This window comes from Pandoraea pneumonica, from assembly GCF_902459645.1.
Taxonomy (GTDB): Bacteria; Pseudomonadota; Gammaproteobacteria; order Burkholderiales; family Burkholderiaceae; genus Pandoraea; species Pandoraea pneumonica.
Window position 1 is genome coordinate 1 of sequence record NZ_CABPSK010000007.1, and the last position, 26,136, is coordinate 26,136.

At 63.3% G+C, this 26,136-nt stretch carries 21 protein-coding genes; 17 read left to right on the top strand and 4 right to left on the bottom strand.

From position 1 onward, the window contains the following. Positions 1-181: 181 nt before the first annotated feature. A complete protein-coding gene (locus tag PPN31114_RS24765; protein WP_150682199.1) occupies positions 182-982 on the bottom strand; it encodes a basic amino acid ABC transporter substrate-binding protein in 801 nt (266 codons plus the stop codon). A gap of 82 nt (positions 983-1,064) precedes the next feature. Beyond that, complete coding sequence (locus tag PPN31114_RS24770; RefSeq protein WP_150682200.1) at positions 1,065-1,844, bottom strand: enoyl-CoA hydratase; 780 nt, start codon at positions 1,842-1,844, stop codon at positions 1,065-1,067. Positions 1,845-2,247: 403 nt separating this feature from the next. Between PPN31114_RS24770 and paaN the strand changes: the two genes are divergently transcribed. The 5 genes from paaN to paaK all read left to right on the top strand — a co-directional run bounded on the left by paaN (position 2,248) and on the right by paaK (position 8,093). Beyond that, the gene (paaN, locus tag PPN31114_RS24775) at positions 2,248-3,942 is read left to right on the top strand and encodes a phenylacetic acid degradation protein PaaN (RefSeq protein WP_150682201.1); all 1,695 of its coding nucleotides are present in this window, start codon (positions 2,248-2,250) and stop codon (positions 3,940-3,942) included. Positions 3,943-4,122: 180 nt separating this feature from the next. Next, on the top strand, positions 4,123-5,325 hold the full coding sequence (gene pcaF, locus PPN31114_RS24780; protein WP_150682202.1) for a 3-oxoadipyl-CoA thiolase: 1,203 nt from the start codon (positions 4,123-4,125) through the stop codon (positions 5,323-5,325). A gap of 40 nt (positions 5,326-5,365) precedes the next feature. After that, positions 5,366-6,148 (top strand): 2-(1,2-epoxy-1,2-dihydrophenyl)acetyl-CoA isomerase PaaG, encoded by a 783-nt coding sequence (paaG, locus tag PPN31114_RS24785; protein ID WP_150682203.1) that lies wholly within the window; start codon positions 5,366-5,368, stop codon positions 6,146-6,148. Between the two features lie 109 nt (positions 6,149-6,257). Then, positions 6,258-6,716, top strand: a complete 459-nt coding sequence (paaI, locus tag PPN31114_RS24790) for a hydroxyphenylacetyl-CoA thioesterase PaaI (protein ID WP_150682204.1) — start codon at positions 6,258-6,260, stop codon at positions 6,714-6,716. Positions 6,717-6,797: 81 nt separating this feature from the next. Next, the gene (paaK, locus tag PPN31114_RS24795; protein WP_150682205.1) at positions 6,798-8,093 is read left to right on the top strand and encodes a phenylacetate--CoA ligase PaaK; all 1,296 of its coding nucleotides are present in this window, start codon (positions 6,798-6,800) and stop codon (positions 8,091-8,093) included. A 155-nt stretch (positions 8,094-8,248) separates the two neighbouring features. Here the strand turns inward: paaK and mltA are convergent, their stop codons facing one another. Next, complete coding sequence (gene mltA / locus PPN31114_RS24800) at positions 8,249-9,391, bottom strand: murein transglycosylase A (protein ID WP_246182740.1); 1,143 nt, start codon at positions 9,389-9,391, stop codon at positions 8,249-8,251. On the opposite strand from mltA, the gene PPN31114_RS26275 reads away from it, so the two are divergent. Continuing rightward, entirely contained in the window at positions 9,390-9,638 is a 249-nt protein-coding gene (locus PPN31114_RS26275) for a hypothetical protein (protein ID WP_174988465.1), read from the top strand. The genes mltA and PPN31114_RS26275 overlap by 2 nt on opposite strands. 85 nt (positions 9,639-9,723) lie before the next feature. Here the strand turns inward: PPN31114_RS26275 and apaG are convergent, their stop codons facing one another. Then, positions 9,724-10,098, bottom strand: coding sequence for a Co2+/Mg2+ efflux protein ApaG (gene apaG / locus PPN31114_RS24805; protein WP_058376217.1), 375 nt, complete (start codon positions 10,096-10,098; stop codon positions 9,724-9,726). Positions 10,099-10,319: 221 nt separating this feature from the next. Between apaG and rpe the strand changes: the two genes are divergently transcribed. The 11 genes from rpe (at position 10,320) to trpC (ending at position 26,125) form a co-directional block, all read left to right on the top strand. Next, entirely contained in the window at positions 10,320-11,009 is a 690-nt protein-coding gene (gene rpe / locus PPN31114_RS24810; protein WP_150682206.1) for a ribulose-phosphate 3-epimerase, read from the top strand. A gap of 27 nt (positions 11,010-11,036) precedes the next feature. Then, on the top strand, positions 11,037-11,774 hold the full coding sequence (locus PPN31114_RS24815; protein ID WP_150682207.1) for a phosphoglycolate phosphatase: 738 nt from the start codon (positions 11,037-11,039) through the stop codon (positions 11,772-11,774). Positions 11,775-12,294: 520 nt separating this feature from the next. Further along, entirely contained in the window at positions 12,295-13,800 is a 1,506-nt protein-coding gene (gene trpE, locus PPN31114_RS24820; protein WP_150682208.1) for an anthranilate synthase component I, read from the top strand. 293 nt (positions 13,801-14,093) lie between these two features. Beyond that, complete coding sequence (locus PPN31114_RS24825) at positions 14,094-15,602, top strand: efflux transporter outer membrane subunit (protein WP_150682209.1); 1,509 nt, start codon at positions 14,094-14,096, stop codon at positions 15,600-15,602. Between the two features lie 17 nt (positions 15,603-15,619). Continuing rightward, complete coding sequence (locus PPN31114_RS24830; protein ID WP_150682210.1) at positions 15,620-16,693, top strand: HlyD family secretion protein; 1,074 nt, start codon at positions 15,620-15,622, stop codon at positions 16,691-16,693. Between the two features lie 10 nt (positions 16,694-16,703). Continuing rightward, positions 16,704-19,475, top strand: a complete 2,772-nt coding sequence (gene rbbA, locus PPN31114_RS24835) for a ribosome-associated ATPase/putative transporter RbbA (RefSeq protein ID WP_150682211.1) — start codon at positions 16,704-16,706, stop codon at positions 19,473-19,475. Then, positions 19,472-20,689 carry an ABC transporter permease gene (locus PPN31114_RS24840; RefSeq protein ID WP_246182741.1) on the top strand — a complete coding sequence of 406 codons (1,218 nt, stop codon included), beginning with the start codon at positions 19,472-19,474 and terminating at the stop codon, positions 20,687-20,689. The genes rbbA and PPN31114_RS24840 overlap by 4 nt, the downstream gene beginning before the upstream one ends. Positions 20,690-20,883: 194 nt before the next feature. Next, a complete protein-coding gene (locus tag PPN31114_RS24845; RefSeq protein WP_150682371.1) occupies positions 20,884-23,232 on the top strand; it encodes a DUF3141 domain-containing protein in 2,349 nt (782 codons plus the stop codon). Positions 23,233-23,591: 359 nt separating this feature from the next. Beyond that, positions 23,592-24,179 carry an anthranilate synthase component II gene (locus PPN31114_RS24850; protein ID WP_150682212.1) on the top strand — a complete coding sequence of 196 codons (588 nt, stop codon included), beginning with the start codon at positions 23,592-23,594 and terminating at the stop codon, positions 24,177-24,179. A gap of 31 nt (positions 24,180-24,210) precedes the next feature. Next, complete coding sequence (gene trpD, locus PPN31114_RS24855; RefSeq protein WP_150682213.1) at positions 24,211-25,239, top strand: anthranilate phosphoribosyltransferase; 1,029 nt, start codon at positions 24,211-24,213, stop codon at positions 25,237-25,239. 73 nt (positions 25,240-25,312) lie between these two features. Next, positions 25,313-26,125 (top strand): indole-3-glycerol phosphate synthase TrpC, encoded by an 813-nt coding sequence (gene trpC, locus PPN31114_RS24860; protein ID WP_150682214.1) that lies wholly within the window; start codon positions 25,313-25,315, stop codon positions 26,123-26,125. Positions 26,126-26,136: the final 11 nt, after the last annotated feature.

Consider the following 26,136-nt stretch of genomic DNA (forward strand, 5'->3'; position numbering starts at 1 on the left):
GGCTTTCCAGCCCGTCGCACTTACTTGCTTCGCTGCTTTCGCTGCGTCGCTGTCGTTGCGAGAGACGAGATATTAGTGAAAACCCGGAACCAGCGCAAGCCCTTTGTGAAAATAATTTGAAAACCCATGAAAAAGCCCCGTCGAGACGGGGCTTTTTCCTTATTCACAACCGCTCACACCCTTACTTCTTGCCGAAGTAGCGCTGATAGATGGCGTCGTAAGTCCCATCCGCCTTGATCGCCTCGATGCCTTTATTGATCTTGGCCAGCAGCTCGGCATCGCCCTTGCGCACGGCAATCCCGTAATACTCCTTCGGGAAGTTGCTGTCCGCGACCGTGCGCAGCTTGGCATTCGGATTATTCGTGATGAAGTTCACCACCACACCGTTGTCGGCCACCACCGCGTCCACGCCACCCGCTTCAAGTTCCTTCATCGCCAACGGCGTGCCTTCGAAGCGTTTGACCGACGGGTTGTTCTTACCCATGAGCTTCTGCACGACCTCATCGCCCGTCGTGGCCGTCTGCACGCCGACTTTGAGCGACTTCAAGTCATCAAAACTCTTCACGCTGGAATTCGCCGGCACGGCAATCAACTGCGACGCCTCGAAGTAAGGCGTCGAGAAATCCATCTGCTTGCGGCGCTCATCCGTAATCGTGATCGCCGAGATAAGAATGTCGCGATCGCCTTGCACCAGCGAATTGAAGATGCCTTCGAACGGCGTATTGATGAAACGTATCGCGATGCCCGCCTTGTCGGCCACGGCCTTCATCACATCGATATCGAAACCGGCAATCTGGCGGTTATCGGTCTCAAACTCGAACGGCGCATAGGCTGCGTCCGAGCCGACCACGTAGACAGGCTGCGAACCGTCCGGCCCGACCGAGCGACCGGCCGCCGTTTCTTCTTTCTTCCCGCAGGCACCCAACAACAGCCCTGAAGCCACGACCAGGGCCAGCGCAAATGCACGTCGATTCATCGACATCGTCTTGTCCTTGCTGAAAAAACCGGCAGCCTAACATACGACGGCCTCCAAAAAGGAGGCCGTCACAGTTTCTCATGCAGTTTCAGCGATGCTTGAACACTGGCTTACGCTTCTCGACGAAAGCGGCCATGCCTTCCTTCTGATCTTCAAGCGCGAACAGCGAATGGAACAGACGGCGCTCGAACTGCACGCCCTCGTCCAACGTCGATTCAAAGGCGCGATTGACCGCCTCTTTCGCGGCCATCACCACCGGCAGCGAGTATTCGCAAATCGTATTGGCCGCGCCAAGCGCTTCTTCTAGCAGCTTGTCGAGCGGCACGATACGCGACACCAACCCCGCACGTTCAGCTTCCACCGCGTCCATAAAGCGCGCCGTCAGACACATATCCATGGCTTTCGCCTTCGACACGGCGCGCGTCAGACGCTGCGTGCCGCCCGCGCCCGGAATGACGCCCAGCTTGATTTCCGGCTGACCAAACTTGGCGTTGTCCGCCGCAATGATGAAATCGCACATCATCGCCAACTCGCACCCGCCGCCAAGCGCGAAGCCCGACACCGCCGCGATCACCGGCTTGCGAATGCGGCGCACCGTCTCCCAGTTGCGCGTGATGTAGTCGCCCTTGAAGACGTCGGCAAACGTGTACTTCGACATCATGCCGATGTCGGCACCGGCGGCGAATGCCTTCTCGCTGCCCGTGATGACCATACAGCCGATGGCTTCATCGGTATCGAATGCGGTGAGCGCCGTGCCCAGTTCATCCATCAGCGCGTCGTTCAATGCGTTGAGGGCCTTCGGGCGGTTCAGCGTAATCAGACCGACGCGACCACGCGTCTCCACCAGAATGTTCTCGTACGTCGTCATCCTCTTATTCCTCCAGTCAAAGTCTCGTCTTGTGATTCAGGGGCTGGCGGCGCGCTCGGCTGACCATGGATAGCGGTCGGCCGCGCGTCGACTGTAGTGGATAGGCATGATGCCATCGATCCCCCGCCCACGCATCTCTCGTTCCGCCATGCAAACGGCCTGCCGACGGTCGTTCCGGCGCCCCTTCGAGCCGCCGAAATATTCGGGGAAAACCCGGCATCATCACGTGCCACGCCCGAAAGATTTGATGCTATATTAACAAACCAACCGGTCGGTCAATTAATGTTGACGCCGACTAAATGACAGCACGTCGTCTGCGCTGCCCGCAAGTCCTCGTTCGCGAGGGGGTGTAGGCAGACAGCTAACCCGCCAGCCGCACTCCGACACGGACAAACCCGCCACCATGACCCATCCCCTCTTCGCCAAACACCAAGAGACTCTTGAGCGCGCCCTTCAGGCCATCGCCACGCGTGGTTATTGGAGCCCGTTTACCGAAATGCCGAGCCCGCGCGCCTATGGCGAGACGGCGGCGGCCGACGGTGAAGCCGCTTTCAAACAGTATCTGAACGCCGCATTCCCGCTCGAACAAGCTGGCAGCACCGGTAGCGCCGGTCAGGAAACGTCGCCGTTCGGCTTCGCCCTCGGCACGACCTACCCCGGTTTCGAGATCGACACCCTGCTCGCCCGCGTGAGCGATGCGCACAAGACGTACCGCGCCGCCACCCCGGACGCCTGGGTCGGTGTCTCGCTCGAAATTCTCAAGCGCCTGAACGCACGCAGCTTCGAGATGGCCAACGCCGTGATGCACACGACCGGCCAGGCCTTCATGATGGCGTTCCAAGCTGGCGGCCCGCACGCCCAAGACCGTGGCCTCGAAGCCGTGGCCTACGCGTGGGACGAACTGCGCCGCATCCCGGCTGACGCTTACTGGGAAAAGCCGCAGGGCAAGAACCCGCCGCTGGCGATGGAAAAGCGTTACACCGTCGTGCCGCGCGGCGTCGCGCTGGTGCTCGGCTGCTGCACGTTCCCGACGTGGAATGGCTACCCGGGCCTGTTCGCGAGCCTTGCCACCGGCAATGCCGTCATCGTCAAGCCGCATCCGGGCGCGATTCTGCCGCTCGCGATCACTGTGAAGATTGCCCGTGAAGTGTTGAAGGAAGCCGGTTTCGATCCGGACGTCGTCACGCTGGCTGCGACCAACCCGAACGACGGCGAGATCGTCCAGCAACTGGCCAAGCGGGGCGAAGTGCGTGTGATCGACTTCACCGGCAGCACGGCCAACGGCGACTGGCTGGAGACGAATGCCCGTCAGGCGCAGGTCTATACCGAGAAGGCTGGCGTGAATCAGATCGTGATCGATTCGACAGACGACCTGAAGGGCGTGGCCCGCAACATCGGCTTCTCGCTGGCGCTCTACTCGGGCCAGATGTGCACGGCCCCGCAAAACATCTATATCCCGCGCGACGGCATCCAGACGGCCGACGGCCATGTGTCGTTCGACGACGTGGTCGCAGCGATTGCCGGTAGCGTGCAAAAGACGTGTAGCGACCCGGCCAAGGCGGTCGAACTGCTCGGCGCCATTCAGAACGAAGGCGTGGTCGCGCGCATCGACGAAGCCCGCAAGGTGGGTCGCGTCGTCCTCGACAGCCAGACACTCCAACACCCGGCCTTTGCCGACGCCCGCGTACGCACGCCGCTGATCGTGGCGCTCGACGTGGCCGATGAAGCCGTCTACACGCGTGAATGGTTTGGCCCGATCGCCTTCGTGATCGCCGTCGACAGCGGCAAGCAAGCCTTCGAACTGGCCGGTCGCATTGCTGCCGAACATGGCGCACTCACGTTGTCGGCTTACACGACGACGGCCGAAGGCGAAGCCCAAGCGCTCGACGCCGCCATCGAAGGCCGTGTGGCCCTCTCGCTGAACCTGACCGGCGGCGTGTTCGTGAACCAGTCGGCGGCTTACTCGGATTACCACGGCACCGGCGGCAACCCGGCGGCGAACGCGAGCCTGGCCGACGCGGCCTTTGTGTCGAATCGCTTCCGTGTCGTGCAGAGCCGCCACCACGTGCCGGCCAAGTCCGACGCGGGCGCCGCCTGATCTTCATTCGGACAACATCCCCCTTCTATATATAGAGAGAGCGAACGCGCACACCGGCTGCGGGAAGTCACTACCATGGTGACTCCCTGCGGCACCGACGGCAGGCGGGGCACCAAGCACCCGGCACCCGCCGCCTCCGCACCGCGCGAACCCCGCCTTTCAAGACAGGAACGAGACATCATGACCGAAGCCTTCATCTGCGACGCGATCCGCACCCCCATCGGCCGTTACGGCGGTGCCCTGAAGGACGTTCGCGCCGACAACCTCGGTGCCATTCCCCTCAAAGCGCTCATGGCGCGCAACCCGAATGTCGATTGGACGCTGATCGACGACGTGATCTACGGCTGCGCGAACCAAGCCGGTGAAGACAACCGCAACGTGGCGCGCATGTCCGCGCTGCTCGCCGAGTTGCCCATCGACGTGCCGGGTGCCACGCTCAACCGCCTGTGCGGCTCGGGGATGGATGCCATCGGCAGCGCTTCGCGCGCGATCAAGGCGGGAGAAGCCGGTCTGATGATTGCCGGTGGCGTCGAGTCGATGACGCGTGCCCCGTTCGTGATGGGCAAGGCCGACAGCGCCTTCGCCCGTCAAGCCGCCATCTTCGACACGACGATCGGCTGGCGTTTCATCAACCCGCTGATGAAGGCGCAATACGGTGTGGATTCGATGCCGGAAACGGCTGAGAACGTTGCCGACGACTTCAAGATCAACCGCGCCGATCAAGATCTGTTCGCGCTGCGCAGCCAAGAGAAAGCCGCTCGTGCACAAGCCGACGGCACGCTGGCTCAAGAAATCACCCCCGTCTCCATTGCTCAGAAGAAGGGCGACGCGATCGTCGTCGAGCACGATGAGCATCCGCGCGCCACGAGCCTCGAAGCGCTGGCCAAGCTCAAGGGCGTTGTGCGCCCCGATGGCACGGTGACCGCCGGTAACGCCTCGGGCGTGAACGACGGCGCGTGCGCCCTGCTGCTGGCGAGCGAGAGCGCCGCCAAGCTGCACGGCCTGACCCCGCGCGCTCGCGTGCTGGGCATGGCAACGGCGGGTGTCGCACCGCGCATCATGGGCATCGGCCCGGCACCGGCCACGCTCAAGCTGCTCAAGCAACTGAACATGACGCTCGACCAGTTCGACGTGATCGAACTCAACGAAGCGTTTGCCAGCCAAGGGCTCGCCGTGCTGCGTCAACTCGGCATTGCCGACGACGATGCGCGCGTGAACCCGAACGGCGGCGCCATTGCGCTGGGCCATCCGCTGGGTGCCTCGGGCGCGCGTCTCGTGACGACGGCCATGTATCAACTGCACCGCACCGGCGGCCGCTACGCCCTTTGCACGATGTGCATCGGCGTGGGTCAAGGCATCGCCATTGCTATCGAGCGCGTCTAAACGCGCCGCTACCGCACGAGACACCCGGAGGAAGCCCCCGATGACTGCCACGATTCAACTGACGCTGGAAGCCAACGTCGCCACGATCACGCTCAACCGCCCGGAGAAGCTCAACAGCTTCACCCGGCAGATGCATGCCGAACTGCGCGATGCGCTCGACACCGCACAGGCGAAGGGCGCGCGCGCCATCGTGCTGACCGGTGCCGGACGCGGCTTCTGTGCAGGGCAGGATCTGGCGGACCTCGACTTCACCCCGGGCGCTTCGACCGATCTGGGCGCGCTGATCGACGAGAACTTCAACCCGCTGGTACGCAAGCTGCGCGCCATGCCGATGCCGGTGATCGCTGCCGTGAACGGCATCGCGGCGGGCGCCGGAGCCAATTTGGCGTTGGCGTGCGACATCGTGCTGGCCGCCAGCTCGGTCAACTTCATTCAGGCATTCGTGAAGATCGGCCTGCTGCCCGACACCGGTGGCACGTGGTTCCTGCCGCAACGCATCGGCATGGCACGTGCGATGGCGCTGGCCATGCTCGGCGACAAGCTCTCTGCGGAGCAAGCCGCCGAGTGGGGCCTGATCTGGCGCTGTGTCGACGACGAGGCGCTGATGGACGAAGCCCAGAAGCTTGCCGCGAATCTCGCCACGCAGCCCACCAAGGCACTCGCCACGATCAAGGAAGCGCTGTACGCGTCGGCAACCAACACGCTCGACCAGCAACTCGACCTCGAGCGCGACAGCCAACGCGCATTGGGCGCTTCGTATGACTATGCCGAAGGCGTGAACGCGTTCCTCCAGAAACGCGCGCCAAAGTTCGAGGGCCGCTGATCGGCCCCTCGATCTAAAGAGAAAAGCAGCGACGCGAACCGAACGCCAAAACCATAAGCGCCGCGCGAGAGACCAGCACCATTACAAGACGAACGAGACGAGAGACACCATGAGCCTGACCGCCCCCGCAGGAAAAGCCGTATCCGACATGTCGCCCGAAGAACTGGCGCGCGCCACGGGCGATGCGATGTACAGCACCGACCGTGCGAGCCAATGGCTGGGCATGGAGTTGCAGGAAGTGCGTCCCGGCTACGCCCGCATGAGCATGCGCGTGCGCGACGAATTCCTCAACGGTCACGCCATCTGCCACGGCGGCCTGATGTTCACGCTGGCCGACTCGACGTTCGCTTTCGCCTGCAACAGCTACAACATCAACACGGTGGCGGCCGGTTGCAGCATCGAATTCATCAAGCCGGTGTTCGGCGGCGACACGCTCACGGCTGAAGCGCAGGAGCAAATGCTGTCGGGCCGTCACGGCGTCTACGACATTCGCGTGACCAACGCGGCAGGCGAAGTGGTGGCGATGTTCCGCGGCAAGTCCGCACAGATCAAGGGCAACGTCATCTGACGCTGTCCGGCAACGCGCGAGCCCACGCTCGCGAGTCACAACAAACAGTACGTGTAAGTCGTAAGCCCCAAGGAGACAGACATGACCACCGCCTTGCCGCTCGATCCGATCGAGAAAGCGAGCCTCGACGAACTGCGCACGCTTCAGCTTGAGCGGCTGAAGACCACGCTGCGGCATGCCTATGAGAACTCGCCGGTGTACCGGCGCAAGTTCGACGAGGCTGGCGTCCATCCGGATGATCTGAGCACGCTGGCCGATCTGGCCAAGTTCCCGTTCACGACCAAGAAGGATCTGCGCGACAGCTACCCGTTCGGCATGTTTGCGGTGCCGATGGAGCAGGTCTCGCGCATTCACGCCTCGTCGGGCACGACGGGCAAGCCGACGGTGGTGGGCTACACGGCCAACGACATCAGCAATTGGGCCGATCTGGTGGCGCGTTCCATTCGCGCCTCGGGCGCGCGTCGCGGCGACAAAGTGCATGTGAGCTACGGCTACGGCCTGTTCACGGGCGGCTTGGGCGCTCACTACGGTGCCGAGCGTGCCGGCCTGACGGTGATTCCGTTCGGCGGCGGCCAGACCGAGAAGCAGGTGCAACTGATTCAAGACTTCAAGCCCGACATCATCATGGTCACGCCGAGCTACATGCTCGCAATTGCCGACGAGTTGGAACGTCAGGGCATGGCGGCTGCCGATTCGTCGCTGCGCATCGGTATCTTCGGCGCAGAGCCGTGGACCAACGACATGCGCGTGGCGATCGAGAAGCGCATGGGCATCGACGCGGTCGATATCTATGGCTTGTCGGAAGTGATGGGCCCGGGTGTGGCGTGCGAATGCGCCGAGACGAAAGACGGCCCGACCATCTGGGAAGACCATTTCTTCCCCGAAATCATCGATCCGGAGACGGGCGAAGTGCTGCCCGACGGCGAGTTCGGCGAACTGGTGTTCACGTCGCTCACGAAGGAAGCGTTGCCGATCATCCGTTACCGCACGCGCGACCTCACGCGTTTGCTGCCGGGCACGGCGCGCACGATGCGCCGCATGGAGAAGATCACCGGCCGCTCGGACGACATGATGATCATTCGTGGCGTGAACGTGTTCCCGTCGCAGATCGAAGAGTTGCTGCTGCGCCAGCCGGTGCTCTCGCCGCACTATCAGATCGTGCTGGACAAGGAAGGCCCGATGGACACGATGGAAGTCGACGTCGAAGCCGCTGTGGGCTGCAACGACGACGCCGCGTTGAAGACGGCTGGCAGCGAACTCAAGCGCGACATCAAGACGCTGATCGGCGTGTCGTGCGCGGTACGCGTGCGTCCGGTGGGCGGTATCGAGCGCTCGGTGGGCAAGGCACGCCGCGTGGTGGATAAGCGCCCGCGCTAAGTCTGACGTTGCATCAAACGCGCCGCCGTCGCTGCGGCGATAAAAAAGCCCGCGATATCGCTATCGCGGGCTTTTTGTTTTCAGCGCGAAGAACTAGGGCGCCTCAATCGATGCGGCAGTGATTCAGCGCCGCAACGTTCCCCTGCCCTCACGGCTTACTGATTCGGCAGAAACACCCACATGCGGCCGCTTTGGCGCATGCGCCCGGCCAGATCGCCTGCGTCGTCGCCCAGGCCCCAGAAGAAGTCGGCGCGCACGCCGCCTTTGATGGCGCTGCCGGTATCTTGCGCAAACATCAAGCGGCTGATTGGCGCGTTAGCCTGTGCCCCGAACGGCGGGCGCGTGGTGGAGAGAAACACCGGACTGCCCAGCGGAATCGATGCCGGATCGACGGCAATCGAGCGTTCTGCGGTGAGCGGCACACCGAGCGCCCCGATGGGGCCTTCGATGCCGCCCACGCCATGATTCGGCATCTCGCGGAAGAACACGAAGCGCGGATTCACGTCGAGCAGCGCGTCGACACGCGACGGATTCGCCTTCGCCCACGCGCGAATGCCTTGCATCGTCGCTTGGGCGGCGGTGATCTCGCCACGGTCGATCAGCCAGCGGCCGATGGACTTGTAAGGCTGATCGTTATTCCCGGCGTAGCCCACGCGCATGACCGTGCCGTCGTCGAGCAGCACCTGACCGGAGCCCTGCACTTGCAGGAAAAACGCTTCGATGGGGTCGTCCACGTAGACCAGCTCATTGCCGCGCAGCATGCCGCTGCGGTTGAGTTCAGCACGTGCGGGCAGCGAGCCCACCTTGCGCCCAGCGGGCCAGCGATAGAGCGCAGTCTGATAGATACCGCTACGTACGCGCGAGCCATGCAGTAACGGCTCGTAGTAGCCGGTGATCAGGCCCGACTGCGTGCCATCGGAGTTGGCCATCCGAAACGGCGTAAAGTACTGCTCGAAGAACTGGCGCACCGACGCCGGGTCGAGGTCGTCGAGATGCTCGGCCGCACGGCAGGCAGGCTGCCAGTTGGTTTGACGCCCAAGCTTCACGCAGCTTTGTGCGAGCGCGAGGCGGGCGCCGATGAGCGAGTCGTCCTGCCAGCCATCGACTTGCGACCACGACACGGCTTGCATGCGCCCAGCCCCCGTGGGCGGCGATGCGACGTTCGACGGCGGCGTGCCTGGACGATAAGCGTCCTTGGGCGGCACACTCGAACAACCGTAAAGCAATGCGGCAAATGCGGCGAGCGCCAGGCCCCGGCCGGCACGCCACCGCCCGAACACATTCAGGGAAAGCATCATGGGTAATTTGTTCGATGAATATCCGGCCTTGCTGGTCTTGCCGGAAGTCTTGCTGGCGATCGTGATCGTCGCCGCGATTGTGGTGATGCGTCGCAAGCCGTCGCGCACCCGCCGGGTGCGCCAGATGCGGGAAAGACCGGTGCGTCCGATGCCGAGCGACACGGTCGACGGCATCGATGACCCCGCCTCCGCTCGCCCGCTGGATGATCCGCTCAAACGCGAAGACTGGTCGGACGATCGCCGCTGACCCCACTGCCCCGCCTCTGAACACATCGCGGGCGTTCCCTCCGACCACCCCGCGCCCGCTTGCTCCGCCTCGCGCATGCCGCCCCTCAGTGCAGGGTGCGCGGCATGGTGAGCGCAAATTCGGCGATCGGCGCTTCGAAGCGCGTGCCGTCCTCGGCCACGCAGAAGTATTCGCCGCGCATGGTGCCGACCGGCGTGCCGACCATGGCCCAGCTCGTGTATTCGAACTGTTCGCCCGGTTGCAGGAACGGCTGGTGCCCCACGACGCCGAGGCCGTTGACCTCTTGCACCTTGTTGTCGCCATCGGTAATGACCCAATGGCGCGAGATCAATTGCGCAGGCACTTCCCCGCTGTTGCGAATCGTGATCGTATAGGCGAAGGCGAATTGCCGACGGTCCGGTTCCGACTGCTCGGGCAGGTATTGCGGGCGCACCGTGACGGTAAATTCGTACTGGCTCATCGGGTGTTCCTGTTGCGCATACGTGCGGTATTTAGGTCTGTCTGGTCTTGCTGGCCGGTGCCGATACCTTCGTTGCTGGCACCTGCCGCGCGTCCAGCGCGTGTCGTCTTGATTTGCAAGGCATTCTGCGGCAAGTCGCCGCAGGGGGCAACCGGCTTTCAGACAGGCATCTGACGAAAGCTTTAAAATAGCGCTTTTGACGCTCTACCCCCCATCACGCCATGACGCAATTCTGCATCGCCCCCAGCATCCTGTCCGCCGACTTTGCCCGGCTGGGCGAAGAAGTCCGTAACGTCGTGGCCGCCGGTGCCGACTGGATTCACTTCGACGTGATGGACAACCATTACGTTCCCAACCTGACGATCGGTCCGCTGGTCTGCGAGGCGATCCGCCCGCACGTGGACGTGCCGATCGACGTGCACCTGATGGTACGCCCGGTCGACCGTATCGTGCCGGACTTTGCCAAGGCCGGTGCCAACCTGATTACCTTCCACCCGGAAGCCTCGGAACACATCGACCGCACGCTGGGCCTGATTCGCGATAACGGCTGCAAAGCCGGTCTGGTCTTCAACCCGGGCACGCCGCTGAATTACCTCGATCACGTGATGGATCGCCTCGACATGATCCTGATCATGTCGGTCAACCCGGGCTTCGGCGGCCAGTCGTTCATTCCTGAAGCGCTCAACAAGCTGCGCGCCGTGCGTGCCCGCATCGACGCTTACACCGCCGAGACCGGCCGTCAAATCCGTCTGGAAATCGACGGCGGCGTGAAGGTGGACAACATTGCCGAGATCGCTGCCGCGGGTGCCGACACCTTTGTGGCGGGCTCCGCCATCTTCGGCAAACCCGACTACAAGGCGGTAATCGACCAAATGCGCGCGGAACTGGCCAGCGTGGCCACCGCCGCGTAATAAGGCGAACACCATAAGGCCGACGCCATGTCCACGCCCCTGAACTCGAACGACATCTCCCGCGACCTGCACCTGGACGGCATCCGTGCCGTGCTCATCGACCTTGACGGCACGCTCGTCGACACGGCCGGTGATTTCGGCGTTGCCCTCAATGCCATGCTGGCCGATCTGGGCGCCGCCCCGGTGCCGACCGAGCGCCTGATGACGTTCGTGGGCAAGGGCACGGCCAATCTCGTGCGCAAGACGCTCGCCGAGCGCCTGCCCGAATCAGAGATCGACGCCCATTTCGCGCGCGCCCAAGACAAGTACGAAGCCGTCTACACGTCGATCAACGGCGAGAACACGGCGCTCTACCCGGAAGTCCGTGAAGGTCTCGCAGCCTTGCGCGCTGCCGGGTTGCCGGTGGCGTGCATCACGAACAAGCAACATCGTTTCGCGGTCGCGCTGCTCGAACACTACGGTCTGCTCGACCAATTCGACCTGGTGTACGGCGGCGATTCGTGGCCGAAGCGCAAGCCCGATCCGATGCCGCTCGTCAAAGCGTGCGAGGCGTTCGGCGTCGCACCGGCGCAAGCCGTGCTGGTCGGCGACTCGGGCAACGATGCGCAAGCGGCACGCGCGGCGGGCTGCCGCTCGCTCACGGTGCCGTACGGCTACAACCATGGCGAATCTATACAAACGATTGACACCGATGGTATAGTCGCCTCAATTCTGGGCGCCGCCCGGGCCATCGTGCCTAAGGCAACGCCCTCACTGGCAGGCTGAAATCTTTCGGCGCATTGCCAATCTTCACACTGCATTCAAACGCATGTTCCTGAACAAGAAACGGAGTCTGAGCGTGATCGACCGGGGGGCCTGGCCCTGGCGACGCTGGTCCTGCTAAACCCTTCTCACAGGGTGGCCGGGACCGCTGGAGCTCGTCTTCAGCAACCCGTTTCTTGCATCGTTGTTGTTCCCAAGATTTATTGCACTGACTTTATTGCGCTGACGCGCCGTTTTGCACGGCGCGCGTCTTCGTCAAGACACGATTCTGTCGTCGCGCCGCCGTACGCTCTCGCGTGCTTATCCGGCTGGCGCGATACACCGAACCCGAGTCCCGGCGACGGCTGGCGAGCGTGCCATCGGTAAGATGGCACGCTCGGGCAGCGGCAGGGCACCAACGACGCAGATCGACCGCAGGTCGGCCTCCCCGAAAATGCTTTCAGATTTTCTTAACGCCAACCCAAGCCAATCCACGCCGATTCTGCGGGCCCACCCGCCGGCAAACTTGCAGGCAGAGTGCACCATGACCGAACTCGAATTCAAATCGCTGGCCAACGAAGGCTATAACCGCATCCCGCTGATCGCCGAAGCCTTCGCCGATCTCGATACGCCCCTCTCGCTCTACCTCAAGCTGGCGCTGGGCGACCGGCGCGGCGCGAACACCTTCCTGCTCGAATCGGTTGTCGGCGGCGAGCGCTTCGGCCGTTACTCGTTCATCGGCTTGTCGGCCCACACGCTGCTGCGCAGCTTCGGCCCCAAGACCGAAGTGGTGCGCGACGGTGCCGTCGTCGAAACGCACGAAGGCGACCCGCTCGATTTCATCACCCAGTTCCAAGCGCGCTTCAAGGTGGCCCTGCGCCCCGGCATGCCGCGCTTTGCCGGTGGCCTGGCGGGCTACTTCGGCTACGACGCCGTGCGCTACATCGAGAAGAAGCTCGCCCACACCGCGCCGCGCGACGACCTGAACCTGCCCGACATTCAGTTGCTGCTCACGGAAGAACTCGCCGTGATCGACAACCTCACCGGCAAGCTCTACCTCATCATCTACGCCGACCCCACGGCGCCCGAAGCCTACTCGAAAGCCCGTCTGCGTCTGCGCGACCTGCGCACGCGCCTCAAGGCACCGGTCGACGCGCCGGTCACCTCCGGCAGCGTGCGCACCGAAACCTTCCGCGAATTCGCCAAGCCCGACTATCTGGCCGCCGTCGCTAAAGCGAAGGAAGCCATCGCCGCAGGCGAATTGATGCAGGTGCAGGTGGGCCAGCGTCTGATCAAACCGTATCGCGACTCGCCGCTCTCGCTGTATCGCGCGCTGCGCTCGCTCAATCCGTCGCCGTACATGTACTTCTACAACTTCGGCGACTTTCAGGTGGTGGGTGCATCGCCCGAGATTCTCGTGCGGCAGGAGCGCCGTCAAACGCCCGACGGCGTGCATGAAATCGTGACGATTCGCCCGCTCGCAGGCACACGCCCGCGCGGCGCCACCCCCGAGCGCGATGCGGAATTGGCCAAAGAGCTGCTTAGCGATCCGAAAGAAATTGCCGAACACGTCATGCTGATCGACTTGGCGCGCAACGACGTGGGCCGCATCGCGCAAACCGGCACGGTCGAAGTCACCGACAAGATGGTCATCGAGAAGTACTCGCACGTGCAGCACATCGTGAGCTCGGTCGAGGGCCGTCTGCAAGACGGGTTGTCGAACATTGACGTGCTGCGCGCGACGTTCCCCGCTGGCACACTCACGGGCGCACCGAAGGTCCGCGCCATGGAGTTGATCGACGAGTTGGAGCCGGTCAAACGCGGCCTGTATGGCGGCGCCGTCGGCTACCTGTCGTTCGGTGGCGAGATGGACGTGGCTATCGCCATTCGCACGGGCATCGTCAAAGACGGCAATCTCTATGTGCAAGCCGCTGCCGGTATCGTTGCCGACTCGGTGCCCGAATCGGAATGGCAAGAGACGGAGAACAAGGCACGCGCGGTGTTGCGCGCGGCCGAGCAAGTGCAGGACGGGCTCGACGCCGAGTACTGATCCCGCCAACGGTGCAACGCCGCGCAGCGTTGCACCAAAGTGAAGCCGCTTGCTGTTTGAAACGCGGTGGCTTTACATATATTGCATGCGAATAAGCAGGGCTCCGAATCGATCCTCTACTCGATTCGGGGCCCTTGTTGATTTAGCACAACCGTTCGCTTTTTTTCGGCCACTTTGGTATACGCCGATTGACGTCACCACGCTATAGTTGGCATGTCCGTCGGGAGGCCGAAACTTCTATGGCGAAACCATGCAATTCACGTATGCGTTCGGGCGTTGCGAATACCCTCGCGATGTCTGCAAGAGCCGCACTGATCGTTACTGCACTCAGTACATTGAGTGCGTGTATTTCGATGGCGCCCACTTACGAGCGCCCTGCGGCGCCGATCGCAGGCACCTGGACGCCTGACACGGCGGCCCCTGCCACCCCCGCATCGCAACCGGCTGCCACGCTCAGTTGGGGCGAATACTTCGCCGATCCGCAACTGCGCAGCCTTATCGAAACCGCGCTCGCCAACAATCGCGACTTACGCGTGGCGCTCTCGCGTGTCGAACAAGCGCGCGCGGCGTATGGCATTCAACGCGCCGATTTATTTCCCTCTCTGGGCGTAGGTGCGAGCGAAACCCGCCAGCGCCTGCCCGGCGATCTGAGCCTCACCGGCAACCCCTATATCAGCAGCCAATATCAGGTCGGCTTGGGTCTTGCGTCGTGGGAGCTCGACTTCTGGGGCCGCATTCGCAATCTTAAAGATGCGGCACTCGACGATTATTTGGCCTCCGATGCATCCCGCCGCGCGCTCGAACTGAGCCTGATCTCACAAGTCGCGCAAACGTGGCTGAGTCTGCGCGAGTACGACGAGCGCCTCACGCTCGCACAGCAGACGGTCGACAGCCGCGCCGAGTCGTTGCGTATCTTCACGCGGCGCGAGCAGGTCGGCTCCACGTCGAAGCTCGATCTCACAGAAGTCACAACACTCTGGCAGCAAGCGCGCGCGCTCGTCACACAGCTTGAACAGCAACGTGCCGTGCAAGCCCATGCCTTGCAGGTACTCGTCGGCGCACCGATCGATACGTCGCCGAACAAAGTCGACCGTACCGTCGACGACGCCGGTCTCATGCGCGATCTTGAACCCGGCCTGCCGTCGTCGCTGCTCGAAGACCGCCCCGACATCATCGCTGCCGAATACCAATTGCGCGCCGCCCACGCGAATATCGGCGCGGCTCGCGCGGCCTTCTTCCCGCAGATCACCCTCACGGGCTCGGTCGGCACCGCCAGCAGCGCGCTCGATGGTCTGTTCAAAGCGGGCAGCGCCGCGTGGGCGTTCACGCCGAGCATCAATCTCCCGATCTTCCAAGGCGGGCGTCTCGTGAACAATCTCGATCTCGCCGAAGCACGGCGCGTCGAGTCGGTTGCGAACTACGAAAAGACGATTCAGGGCGCGTTTCGCGATGTCGCCGATGCCTTGAGTGCGCGCCGCTGGCTCGCTGAGCAGGTCACGATTCTGCAAGCCACGCAAGACGCGCAGGCAGAACGCGCACGCTTGGCCAAGTTGCGTTACGACCACGGCGCGGCGGCCTTCCTTGAAGTGCTCGACGCCCAGCGCGACCTGCTCGTTGCCGAACAACAAACCGTGCAGACACGCCGCGCGCTGCTCTCGGCGCGCGTGTCGCTTTACACGGCGCTCGGCGGCGGCAGCCGCCTGATGCCTGCGGCCGATGCGCCGGGCGGCCCCTTCGCGCGTACGTCGCGCGTGGTCGTGCCCTCCACGGCAACCGTGCCCGCGCAGCCGCCCGTCCAATAAATAAGAGGTCAAAGAACATGACGCTTCCGAACGCCAAGAAACTGGTTCCCGCACTGATCGTGCTCGTCGTCATCGGCCTCGGTTGGTATGGATGGAAGACCTACAGCAACACCGGCCCCGGGGCAGGCTTCGCCAGCGGCAACGGCCGCATCGAAGCGACCGAAGTCGATGTCGCGACCAAGCTCGGCGGCCGCGTGCTGGACATCTACGTCAAGGAAGGCGACTTCGTCAAAGCGGGTCAGGTGCTCGCCAAGATGCAGATCGACACCCTCAACGCGCAGCGCGACGAAGCGCGCGCGCAATATCAACAAGCCGTGACCAATGTCGCCGCCATTCAGGCGCAGGCGGCGGCGCGCGTGTCCGATAAAGCCACGGCAGAAGCCAACGCCGCCGCACGCGAAGCTGAGCTCGATGCCGCACAACGCCGTCTCGCCCGCTCGGAAACGCTCTCGAAGGAAGGCGCCTCGTCGGTGCAGGAACTCGATGACGACCGCGCCCGAGTACGCAGTTCTCGTGCAGCGGTGAACGCCGCTCGCGCACAGATTGCCGCCGCGCAATCGGCTGTGGAAGCGGCCAACGCGCAGGTCACGGGCGCGAAGTCGACGGTGGAAGCCGCACAGGCGACCGTCAATCGCATTGAAGCCGACATTGCCGACAGCGACTTGAAAGCCCCGCGCGACGGCCGCGTGCAATACCGCGTGGCGCAGCCAGGCGAAGTGCTGGCGGCGGGCGGCAAAGTGCTGAACTTGGTCGACTTGTCGGACGTGTACATGACGTTCTTCTTGCCCGAAGCCGTCGCGGGCCGCCTTGCCATGGGCGCCGAAGCGCGCATCATTCTCGACGCCGCGCCGCAGTACGTGATTCCCGCGAACATCTCGTTCGTCTCGAGCACCGCGCAGTTCACGCCGAAGACGGTCGAAACCGAGAGCGAACGCCAAAAGCTGATGTTCCGCGTTCGCGCGCAGATTGCGCCCGAGCTGCTGCAACAGCATCTGAAGCTCGTGAAAACGGGGCTGCCCGGCGTGGCGTGGGTAAAGACCGATAGTCAGGAAGCGTGGCCGGCCCAGTTGCAGACCAAGCTGCCGCAGTGAGCGCCGCATCATGACGGCCCCCCTCCCTCCTCCCGCTAGCGACGGCGCACCGCCAGTCGTCCATGTGGCGGGCGTCACGCTGCGCTACGGCCGCAAGACGCTTGCACTCGATGACGTCTCGCTCGACATTCCGTCGCAACTCATGGTCGGGTTGATTGGTCCCGATGGCGTCGGCAAATCCACGCTGCTCTCGCTGATCGCCGGAGCGCGCGCCGTGCAAACGGGCACGGTGGAAGCCTTGGGTGGCGACATGGCGAGCAAAGCGCACCGCGATCTCGTGTGTCCGCGCATTGCTTACATGCCACAGGGCCTGGGCAAGAATCTCTACCCAACGCTGTCCGTCGAAGAGAATCTGCAATTCTTCGCACGCCTGTTCGGACACGATGCCGCCGAGCGCCGCCGCCGTATCGACGATCTGACGCGCAGCACGGGCTTACAACCGTTTCTCGCGCGCCCCGCGGGCAAGCTGTCGGGCGGCATGAAGCAGAAACTCGGCTTGTGCTGTGCGTTGATTCACGACCCCGATCTGCTGATTCTCGACGAGCCGACGACCGGCGTCGATCCGCTCGCGCGCGCGCAGTTCTGGGATCTGATCGCGCGCATTCGCCGCGAGCGGCCGACCATGAGCGTCATCGTTGCCACGGCCTATATGGACGAGGCGCAGCGCTTCGACTGGCTCGTCGCAATGGACGCAGGCAAGGTACTCGCCACCGGCACGCCCGCCGAGTTGCTTGCGCGCACGCATCGAGACAATCTCGAAGCGGCCTTCATCGACCTGTTGCCCGACGACAAGAAGCGCGGCTACGAGCCGGTCGTCATCCCGCCGCTGCACATCGACGAACACACGGAGATCGCTATCGAGGCGAAGGGCCTGACGATGCGCTTCGGCGATTTCGTCGCCGTCGATCATGTGGATTTCCGTATCCAGCGCGGTGAAATCTTCGGCTTTCTCGGCTCGAACGGCTGCGGCAAGTCGACCACGATGAAAATGCTCACCGGCTTGCTGGAAGCGAGCGAGGGGCAGGCGTGGCTGTTCGGCCGCGAGGTCAATCCGAAAGACATCGATACGCGCCGCCGCGTGGGCTACATGTCGCAGGCGTTCTCGCTCTATACCGAGCTGACCGTCCATCAGAATCTGGTGTTGCACGCGCGGCTGTTCCACGTGCCGGAAGCCGAAGTCCCCGCGCGAGTGGATGAAATGGTACGGCGCTTCGATCTGGCCGAAGTGCGCGACGCGCTGCCTGACAGCATTCCGCTCGGCATGCGCCAACGCTTGTCGCTTGCGGTGGCGATGGTGCATAACCCCGAGCTGCTGATTCTCGACGAGCCGACATCGGGCGTCGACCCGGTAGCGCGCGACAATTTCTGGCGTTTGTTGGTGGAGCTCTCGCGCCGCGATCGCGTGACGATCTTCATCTCGACGCACTTCATGAACGAGGCCGACCGCTGCGACCGCATCTCGCTGATGCATGCGGGGCGAGTGCTGGTCTCCGACCCGCCAGCGAAGATCACGAAGGATAAAGGCGCTGCCACGCTGGAGCAGGCGTTTATCGAATATCTGGTGGAAGCGGGCGGTGGCACGCCCGAGGCACCGGAATCGGCAACGCCCACGTCAGTTAGCGCAGCGCCCGCCGACACCGCACACACACACCACAAAGCCTTCTCGCTCGGCCGCATGATCAGCTATCTGTGGCGCGAGACGCTGGAATTGCAGCGCGACCCGGTGCGCGCCACGCTCGCCCTCGTCGGCTCGCTCGTGCTGATGCTCGTGATGGGCTACGGCATCAGCATGGATGTGGAAGATTTGCGCTACGCCGTGCTCGATCGCGACCAGACCACGCTCAGCCAGAACTACGCGCTCAACATTGCGGGCTCGCGCTACTTCATCGAACAGCCGCCGATTCTCGATTACGACGACATGGACCGCCGCCTGCGCGACGGCGAACTGGCGCTGGCGATCGAGATTCCCCCGGGCTTTGCTCGTGACGTATCGCGCGGCAAGAACGTGCAAATCGGCGCGTGGATCGACGGGGCGATGCCGATGCGTGCCGAGACCGTGCAAGGCTATGTGCAGGGCATGCATCAGAACTGGCTGGCGGATCAATCGTTACGCCGCTTGGGCGTGCGCTCGACATCGTCGCTCGACATCGAAACGCGCTATCGCTACAACCCCGACGTAAAGAGCCTGCCCGCGATGGTGCCCGCCGTGATTCCGCTGTTGCTGCTGATGCTGCCCGCAATGCTCACGGCGCTGTCGGTGGTGCGCGAGAAGGAGCTCGGCTCGATCCTGAACCTGTACGTCACCCCGGTCACGCGCACGGAATTTCTTATCGGCAAACAGATTCCGTACGTGGCGCTCGCCATGCTGAACTTCCTGCTCATGGCGCTCATTGCCGTGACGCTGTTCGGCGTGCCGATCAAGGGTAGCTTCCTCACGCTGATTAGCGCCGTCTTCATCTTCAACGTGGTCGCCACCGGCATCGGCCTGCTCGCGTCCACTTTCACCCGCAGCCAGATTGCGGCCCTGTTCTTCACGATGATCGGCACGATGATCCCGGCGATTCAGTTCTCCGGCATGCTCACGCCGGTGCCGTCGATGGAAGGCTCGGGCCGGTTTATCGGCGAGATTTACCCGGCGACCTACATGCTGATCATCAGCCGGGGCGTCTTCAACAAGGCGTTAGGCTTTGCCGATCTGGGCAATGCCTTCTGGCCGATGCTCGTCGCCGTGCCCGTGATTCTGGGCGCCACGATCCTGCTGCTCAAGAAACAGGACAAATGATGGCGAGCTCCCCGACACCCCCATCGCCGCCTCCCGCGCACGCCAACGTGCCTGCGAAGGCCGAAAAGCCGCAACGCTCGCACGCTTGGCGGCGGCATCTGGCCAACATCTTCCGCCTTGGCGTGAAAGAGCTATGGAGTCTGGTGCGCGACCCGATGATGCTCGTGCTGATCATCTACACGTTCACGGCGTCGGTGTATTCGTCGGCGACCGCGCAGCCCGACACGCTGCATCTGGCACCGATCGCCATCGTCGACGAAGACGCTTCGCCACTCTCCGCACGCATCGTCTCGGCGTTCTATCCGCCGCAGTTCACGCAGCCGCGCATGATTACTGCTGACGCAGTGGACCGAGGCATGGACGAAGGCGCGTACACCTTCGCGCTGAATATTCCGCCGAATTTTCAGGCCGACGTGCTCGCGGGCCGCCATGCGGAAGTGCAGTTGAACGTGGACGCCACGCGCATGAGTCAGGCGTTCTCGGGCAGCGGCTACGTGCAGCAGATTGTGTCGGCCGAGGTGCGCGAGTTCGTTCAGCGATACCGATCGAATGTCGAGTTACCGGTGGAACTGGCGCTGCGCGTGCGCTTCAACCCGACGCTGGAGCGTGCGTGGTTTGGCGCGCTCATGCAGATCATCAACAACATCACCATGCTGTCGATCATTCTCACGGGCGCGGCCCTGATTCGGGAGCGCGAACACGGCACCATCGAGCATTTGCTCGTCATGCCGGTGACACCGACCGAGATCATGCTGGCGAAAGTCTGGTCGATGGGCATGGTGGTGCTGATCGCCGCGGCGATGTCGCTTTGGCTGATTGTGAGCGGTGCCTTGCATGTGCCGATCGGCGGATCGGTGGCTCTGTTCCTGCTGGGCGCGACGCTGCACCTCTTTGCGACCACGTCGATGGGTATCTTTTTGGCGACGCTGGCCCGCTCGATGCCGCAGTTCGGCATGTTGTTGATTCTGGTGCTGCTGCCGCTGCAAATGCTCTCGGGCGGGAACACGCCGCGCGAGAGCATGCCGAAGGTGGTGCAGGACATCATGCTGGCCGCGCCGACGACGCACTTCGTCGAGCTGGGGCAGGCCATTTTGTTCCGTGGCGCCGGAATCGGCGTCGTGTGGGTGCAGTTCGTGGCACTGGCGGTGATCGGTGCCGTGTTCTTCGCCTTCTCGCTGCGGCGGTTTCGCCGCACGCTCAGTTCGATGGCCTGACGCGCTGAATTTGATGCACATGGCGCGAGCCAACTGCGCTCGCGCCGCGTCGGCCTACCCTGTCATGCCGGATTTGTGAGGTCATTGCCATGCCCGCCAAGTCGTCCGCCGCACTCCAACGCCAAACGTCCCGCGCCAGCGCATCGACGCCTGCCGATGCCCCTTGGCTCGCCGTCAATCCATGGCTGGCCAACATGCCGTGGATGGCCAACATGCCGTGGATGGCCGCCGCCGCCGAATACGCGGTCGACGCGTGGCAGCGCAGCGTGTTGTTTGCCGACGTGATGCGCCAGCGCGGCAATCAGTATCAGGGACACCTTGCGGAATCGGCACCGAACGTGCTCGACTTCCCGGCGGAAGTCATTCTGGACGGTCACGATTTGCCGCGTCCGTGCAATTACTGCTTGATGCGCATCACGCCGCCGGACGACACCCCCAGCCTGCCCAATGCCCGGCCGTTCGTCGTGGTCGATCCGCGCGCGGGTCACGGGCCGGGCATTGGCGGCTTCAAGCCCGATAGCGAGATCGGTGCCGCCCTGCGCGCGGGTCATCCGTGCTATTTCGTCGGTTTTCTGCCCGACCCGGTGCCGGGGCAGACGGTGGAAGACGTGATGCACGCGGAAGCGGCATTTCTCGAGAAAGTCATCTCGATGCACCCCGAGAGTGCGGGAAAACCGGCCGTGATTGGCAACTGTCAGGCGGGCTGGCAAGTGCTGATGACGGCGGCCATGCGCCCGGAGTTGTTCGGCCCGATTATCGTGGCCGGTGCCCCGCTGTCGTACTGGGCAGGCTGGCGCGGGCGCAACCCGATGCGGTATTCCGGCGGACTGCTGGGCGGTAGTTGGCTCACCGCACTCACGAGCGATCTGGGCGACGGGCGCTTCGACGGCGCCTGGCTCGTGCAGAACTTCGAGAACCTCGATCCGGCCAACACGCTCTGGCGCAAGAAATACCACCTCTACGCCAACGTCGACACCGAGGCACCGCGCTATCTCGGCTTCGAGAAATACTGGGGCGGCCATGTGTTTCTCAATGCAGTGGAGATGCAGTACATCGTCGACAACTTGTTCGTCGGCAACCGCCTCACGAGTGCGGAACTGATTACTAGCGACGGCATCCGGCTCGACCTGCGCAATATTCGCTCGCCGATCGTGGTGTTCTGCTCGTATGGCGACAACATCACGCCACCGCCGCAGGCGCTCGGCTTCATCACCGACATGTACCGCGACGATGCCGAAGTGTTCAGCCACGATCAGACCATCGTGTACGCCACGCACGACAGCATCGGGCACTTGGGCATCTTCGTGTCGAGCAGCACGGGGCGTAAGGAGCATCGCAAGTTCGTCAACAACATCGATCTGATCGACGTGTTGCCTGCGGGCATTTATCAGGCGCAGATCGCCGACAAAACGGCCGACACGCCACACCGCGAATTGATCGATGGCGACTACGTGATGTCGATTCAGCGCCGTAGCATCGACGACGTGCGCGCCATCGTGCAGCCCGACCCGGAAAGCGACCGGCGCTTTGCGGCCGTAGCCCACCTCTCCGATATCAATCTCGGGTTGTATCGCAGCCTTGTGCAGCCGTGGGTTCGCGCGATGGTCACACCTAATTCGGCGTACTGGCTACGCCTGCTGCACCCGCTGCGAGTGAGCTACGAGATGTGGTCGGACCGTAATCCGTTTGCCGCACCCTTTGCCGAGAAGGCCGAGCGTATTCGTGAAACACGGCAGCCGGTGTCGGCGGACAACCCCTTCCTGGCGATTCAGACGGCCGTGTCGACGGCTATCGAGCAGTCGCTCAACTTCTATCGCGACATACGCGACGACGGCTACGAAAAGGCGTTCGAACTGATCTACGGCCAGCCGTGGGTGCAGGCGCTTGCCGGGTTACACGGCAGCGACGGCGCGGCAGTGCGTGTGCATCCGGGCACTTCGCCGGAGCACATCGCTTTCGTGAAAGAGGCGCTCGCGCATCGTCAACATGAGTTGCATCAGGGCGGCGCGCTCGAGGCTGGGATTCGTGCGCTGCTGTGGGTGCATCGCCTGCATGGCGAAGCGGACGAGCGCCAGTTCAATCTGGCGCGCTCGTTGCCCCGCCGGGAAAGCGACATGTCCATCGAAGACTTTCGTGCGTTGATCCGCCGTCAGGCGGGCCTGCTGCGCATGGCGCCGGATGCGGCCATGAACGCTATCCCGGGCATGCTTGCGCATGCGTCGCCCGATCAAATCCGCCTGGTGGCCAAGGCGGTCAAGGACTTGAGCTTCGCGGTGCCGATCGACGACAGCGAAGAGAGCGATCTGAAACGCGTGCTGGCACTCTTTGAAGACGCGGCTGCCAAGCAGGAAGAGAAGCAGGAAGTGCCGACAAAGACTGATCCCCCCCGGACACCCCGCACGCCTCGGACTGCCGCCAGCCGGAAAGCCGCGTCGCCTGGGGCACCCAGCGTTGCGCCGCGCAAGCGCACCGTGGCCGCCAAGAAAAGTGCCGCTGCCACCACCCAACCCGCGGGCCCGCGAAAAGCGAAGAAAGTGCCGTGAAGCCCAGTGGGCGGGGCAGAATCGTCGAACGACGGGCACTGACGCGCGCACATTCTTGCGAGAAATGACTCGATCGCGCGAGAAAATCGCCGTTTGACCGCTTTTTGCGACACGCCGCCCACGAGCGGCGGCGGTTGCTGCTACAATCGCCGTCACTATGAAGTCGTTTCTGTCTTCCTCCCTCCTCTGGTCGCCCCTGACCGCTGCCCTGCGCTGGTGGCGGTAACCCGCCACGTCTATCTCATCCCCATAGCGCCCTCCCCCGCGGAACGCGAAGTCAATGTGGGGGCACGCTCAGGGGAAATTCGCAAATCTCATGCGTTCGACATTCCATTGTCACCAGACGAACAGGGACCATCATGCTGCTGATGATCGACAACTACGACTCGTTTACCTACAACATCGTCCAGTACTTCGGTGAATTGGGCGAAGACGTGCGCGTCTTCCGCAACGACGAAATCACGCTCGACGCGATTCACCAACTCTCCCCCGACCGCATCTGCCTCTCGCCCGGCCCGAGCTGCCCGGCCAACGCCGGCATCACGCTCGACGTGCTCAAGCGCTTCGCTGGCGAAATTCCGATTCTCGGCGTCTGCCTCGGCCATCAGGCCATTGGCGAAGCCTTCGGCGGCAAGGTCGTGCGCGCTCAGCAAATCATGCACGGCAAGGTGAGCGAGATCGAAACCACGCAACAAGGCGTGTTTGCCGGCCTGCCCAAGCGCTTTACCGTCACCCGCTATCACTCGCTGGCCATCGAGCGCGACTCGCTGCCCGACTGCCTCGAAGTGACCGCGTGGACCGACGACGGCGAAATCATGGGCGTGCGTCACAAGACGCTCGACGTCGAAGGCGTGCAGTTCCACCCGGAGTCGATACTCTCGGAACACGGCCATGCCGTGCTGCGTAATTTCCTGCAAGCCGCCCCGCGCGCGGTGCAAGCGGCCTAATAAAAGACTCGGCAGAGGAGAGAAGTTTTCTATGATTACCCCGCAAGAAGCCCTGCAACGCACCATCGAACACCGCGAAATCTTCCACGACGAGATGCTGCACTTGATGCGTCTCATCATGAAGGGCGAGATTTCACCGGTCATGTCGGCAGCCATCATCACCGGACTGCGCGTGAAGAAGGAAACCATCGGTGAAATCGCCGCAGCGGCACAGGTGATGCGCGAGTTTGCCAATCATGTCGATGCGCCCGCCGACGAGCACTTCGTCGATATCGTGGGCACCGGCGGCGATGTTTCGCACACGTTCAATATTTCCACCGCATCGATGTTCGTCGCGGCGGGCGCTGGCGCGAAAGTCGCCAAGCACGGCAATCGCGGCGTGAGCTCGAAGTCGGGCAGCGCCGACGTGCTCGAAGCGCTGGGCGTGAACATCATGCTCTCGCCCGAGCAAGTGGCCGAGTGCCTGCGAGAAGTCGGCATCGGCTTCATGTTCGCGCCGAATCATCACCCCGCCATGAAGAACGTCGCGGCCGTGCGCAAGGAAATGGGCGTGCGCACGATCTTCAACATTCTTGGCCCGCTGACCAATCCCGCCGGTGCACCGAACCAGCTGATGGGGGTGTTCCACCCTGACCTGGTCGGTATTCAGGTGCGCGTGATGCAGCGTCTGGGCGCGGAGCACGTGCTCGTCGTCTACGGCAAAGACGGCATGGACGAAGTGTCGCTGGGCGCCTCCACGCTCGTGGGCGAGCTCAAGGACGGCAAGGTCACGGAATACGAAATTCATCCGGAAGACTTCGGCTTGCAAATGGTGAGCAACCGCAGCCTGAAAGTCGGTAGCGCCGAGGAATCGAAAGCCATGCTGATCGAAGCCCTCGACGACACCCCGGGCACCGCGCGCGAAATCGTGGCGCTCAACGCGGGTACGGCGCTCTACGCGGCCAATCGCGCGGCGAGCATCGGCGATGGCATCCAGATGGCGCGCGAATCCATCACGAGCGGCGCAGCACGCGCGAAACTCGACGAGTTCGTGCAGTTCACGCAACGATTCAAAGCGTAAATTGACGGTCTGACATCGCCGATTGACCACACCGATGTCAGACCCACTATTCAAGCCTGAAATACCGATCGCTATGTCTACCGTTCTCGACAAAATTCTGGCCGTGAAGGCCGAAGAAGTTGCCGCCGCCAAGCGCGCCCGCGACCTGATTAGCCTGCGCCGCGATGCGGAAGCGACTGTGGGCGACAGCGAATTGGGCACGCGCGACTTCGTGGGCTCGCTGCGCACGAAGATCGATGGCGGCCTGTCCGGCGTGATCGCCGAGATCAAGAAGGCCAGCCCGTCGAAGGGCGTGATTCGCGAGAATTTCGTGCCCCCGGCCATTGCCGAGTCGTATCAACAAGGCGGCGCCGCGTGCCTGTCGGTGCTCACCGACGAACAGTTCTTCCAAGGCAAGCCCGAATACTTGAAGGCGGCGCGTGCGGCGTGCGATCTGCCGGTGCTGCGCAAAGACTTCATGATCGACGCCTATCAGGTGTATGAAGCGCGCGAGATGGGGGCCGACTGCATTTTGCTGATCGCCGCCGCGTTGGAGCTGGCGCATATGCGCGATCTGGAAGCGCAGGCGCACGAGCTGGGCATGGCGGTGCTGGTGGAAGTGCACAACGGCCGCGAGCTCGATGCGGGCCTTGAGTTGAGCACGCCGCTGCTGGGCATCAACAATCGCAATTTGCACAACTTCGAAGTGACGCTGGACACGACGCTGGGCCTGCTCAAGCACATTCCGCAAGATCGTCTGGTGGTCACCGAGTCGGGGATCCTGTCGCGCGACGACGTAACGCGCATGCGCGCGGCCAACGTCAATGCCTTTCTCGTCGGCGAAGCCTTCATGCGCGCGCCCGAGCCGGGCGAGGCGCTCGCCACGCTGTTCGACATGCCGCGCTGAACGGGAACGGC

Coding starts and splice junctions, on each gene's coding strand:
- trpD (WP_150682213.1), top strand. CDS start 24,211: ATGATTACCCCGCAAGAAGCCCTGCAACGCACCATCGAACACCGCGAA.
- rpe (WP_150682206.1), top strand. CDS start 10,320: ATGACGCAATTCTGCATCGCCCCCAGCATCCTGTCCGCCGACTTTGCC.
- PPN31114_RS24825 (WP_150682209.1), top strand. CDS start 14,094: ATGTCTGCAAGAGCCGCACTGATCGTTACTGCACTCAGTACATTGAGT.
- PPN31114_RS24840 (WP_246182741.1), top strand. CDS start 19,472: ATGATGGCGAGCTCCCCGACACCCCCATCGCCGCCTCCCGCGCACGCC.
- pcaF (WP_150682202.1), top strand. CDS start 4,123: ATGACCGAAGCCTTCATCTGCGACGCGATCCGCACCCCCATCGGCCGT.
- trpE (WP_150682208.1), top strand. CDS start 12,295: ATGACCGAACTCGAATTCAAATCGCTGGCCAACGAAGGCTATAACCGC.
- apaG (WP_058376217.1), bottom strand. CDS start 10,098: ATGAGCCAGTACGAATTTACCGTCACGGTGCGCCCGCAATACCTGCCC.
- paaK (WP_150682205.1), top strand. CDS start 6,798: ATGACCACCGCCTTGCCGCTCGATCCGATCGAGAAAGCGAGCCTCGAC.
- PPN31114_RS24845 (WP_150682371.1), top strand. CDS start 20,884: ATGCCGTGGATGGCCAACATGCCGTGGATGGCCGCCGCCGCCGAATAC.
- rbbA (WP_150682211.1), top strand. CDS start 16,704: ATGACGGCCCCCCTCCCTCCTCCCGCTAGCGACGGCGCACCGCCAGTC.
- paaI (WP_150682204.1), top strand. CDS start 6,258: ATGAGCCTGACCGCCCCCGCAGGAAAAGCCGTATCCGACATGTCGCCC.
- PPN31114_RS24850 (WP_150682212.1), top strand. CDS start 23,592: ATGCTGCTGATGATCGACAACTACGACTCGTTTACCTACAACATCGTC.
- paaG (WP_150682203.1), top strand. CDS start 5,366: ATGACTGCCACGATTCAACTGACGCTGGAAGCCAACGTCGCCACGATC.
- mltA (WP_246182740.1), bottom strand. CDS start 9,391: ATGATGCTTTCCCTGAATGTGTTCGGGCGGTGGCGTGCCGGCCGGGGC.
- PPN31114_RS24815 (WP_150682207.1), top strand. CDS start 11,037: ATGTCCACGCCCCTGAACTCGAACGACATCTCCCGCGACCTGCACCTG.
- PPN31114_RS24765 (WP_150682199.1), bottom strand. CDS start 982: ATGTCGATGAATCGACGTGCATTTGCGCTGGCCCTGGTCGTGGCTTCA.
- PPN31114_RS24830 (WP_150682210.1), top strand. CDS start 15,620: ATGACGCTTCCGAACGCCAAGAAACTGGTTCCCGCACTGATCGTGCTC.
- PPN31114_RS24770 (WP_150682200.1), bottom strand. CDS start 1,844: ATGACGACGTACGAGAACATTCTGGTGGAGACGCGTGGTCGCGTCGGT.
- PPN31114_RS26275 (WP_174988465.1), top strand. CDS start 9,390: ATGGGTAATTTGTTCGATGAATATCCGGCCTTGCTGGTCTTGCCGGAA.
- trpC (WP_150682214.1), top strand. CDS start 25,313: ATGTCTACCGTTCTCGACAAAATTCTGGCCGTGAAGGCCGAAGAAGTT.
- paaN (WP_150682201.1), top strand. CDS start 2,248: ATGACCCATCCCCTCTTCGCCAAACACCAAGAGACTCTTGAGCGCGCC.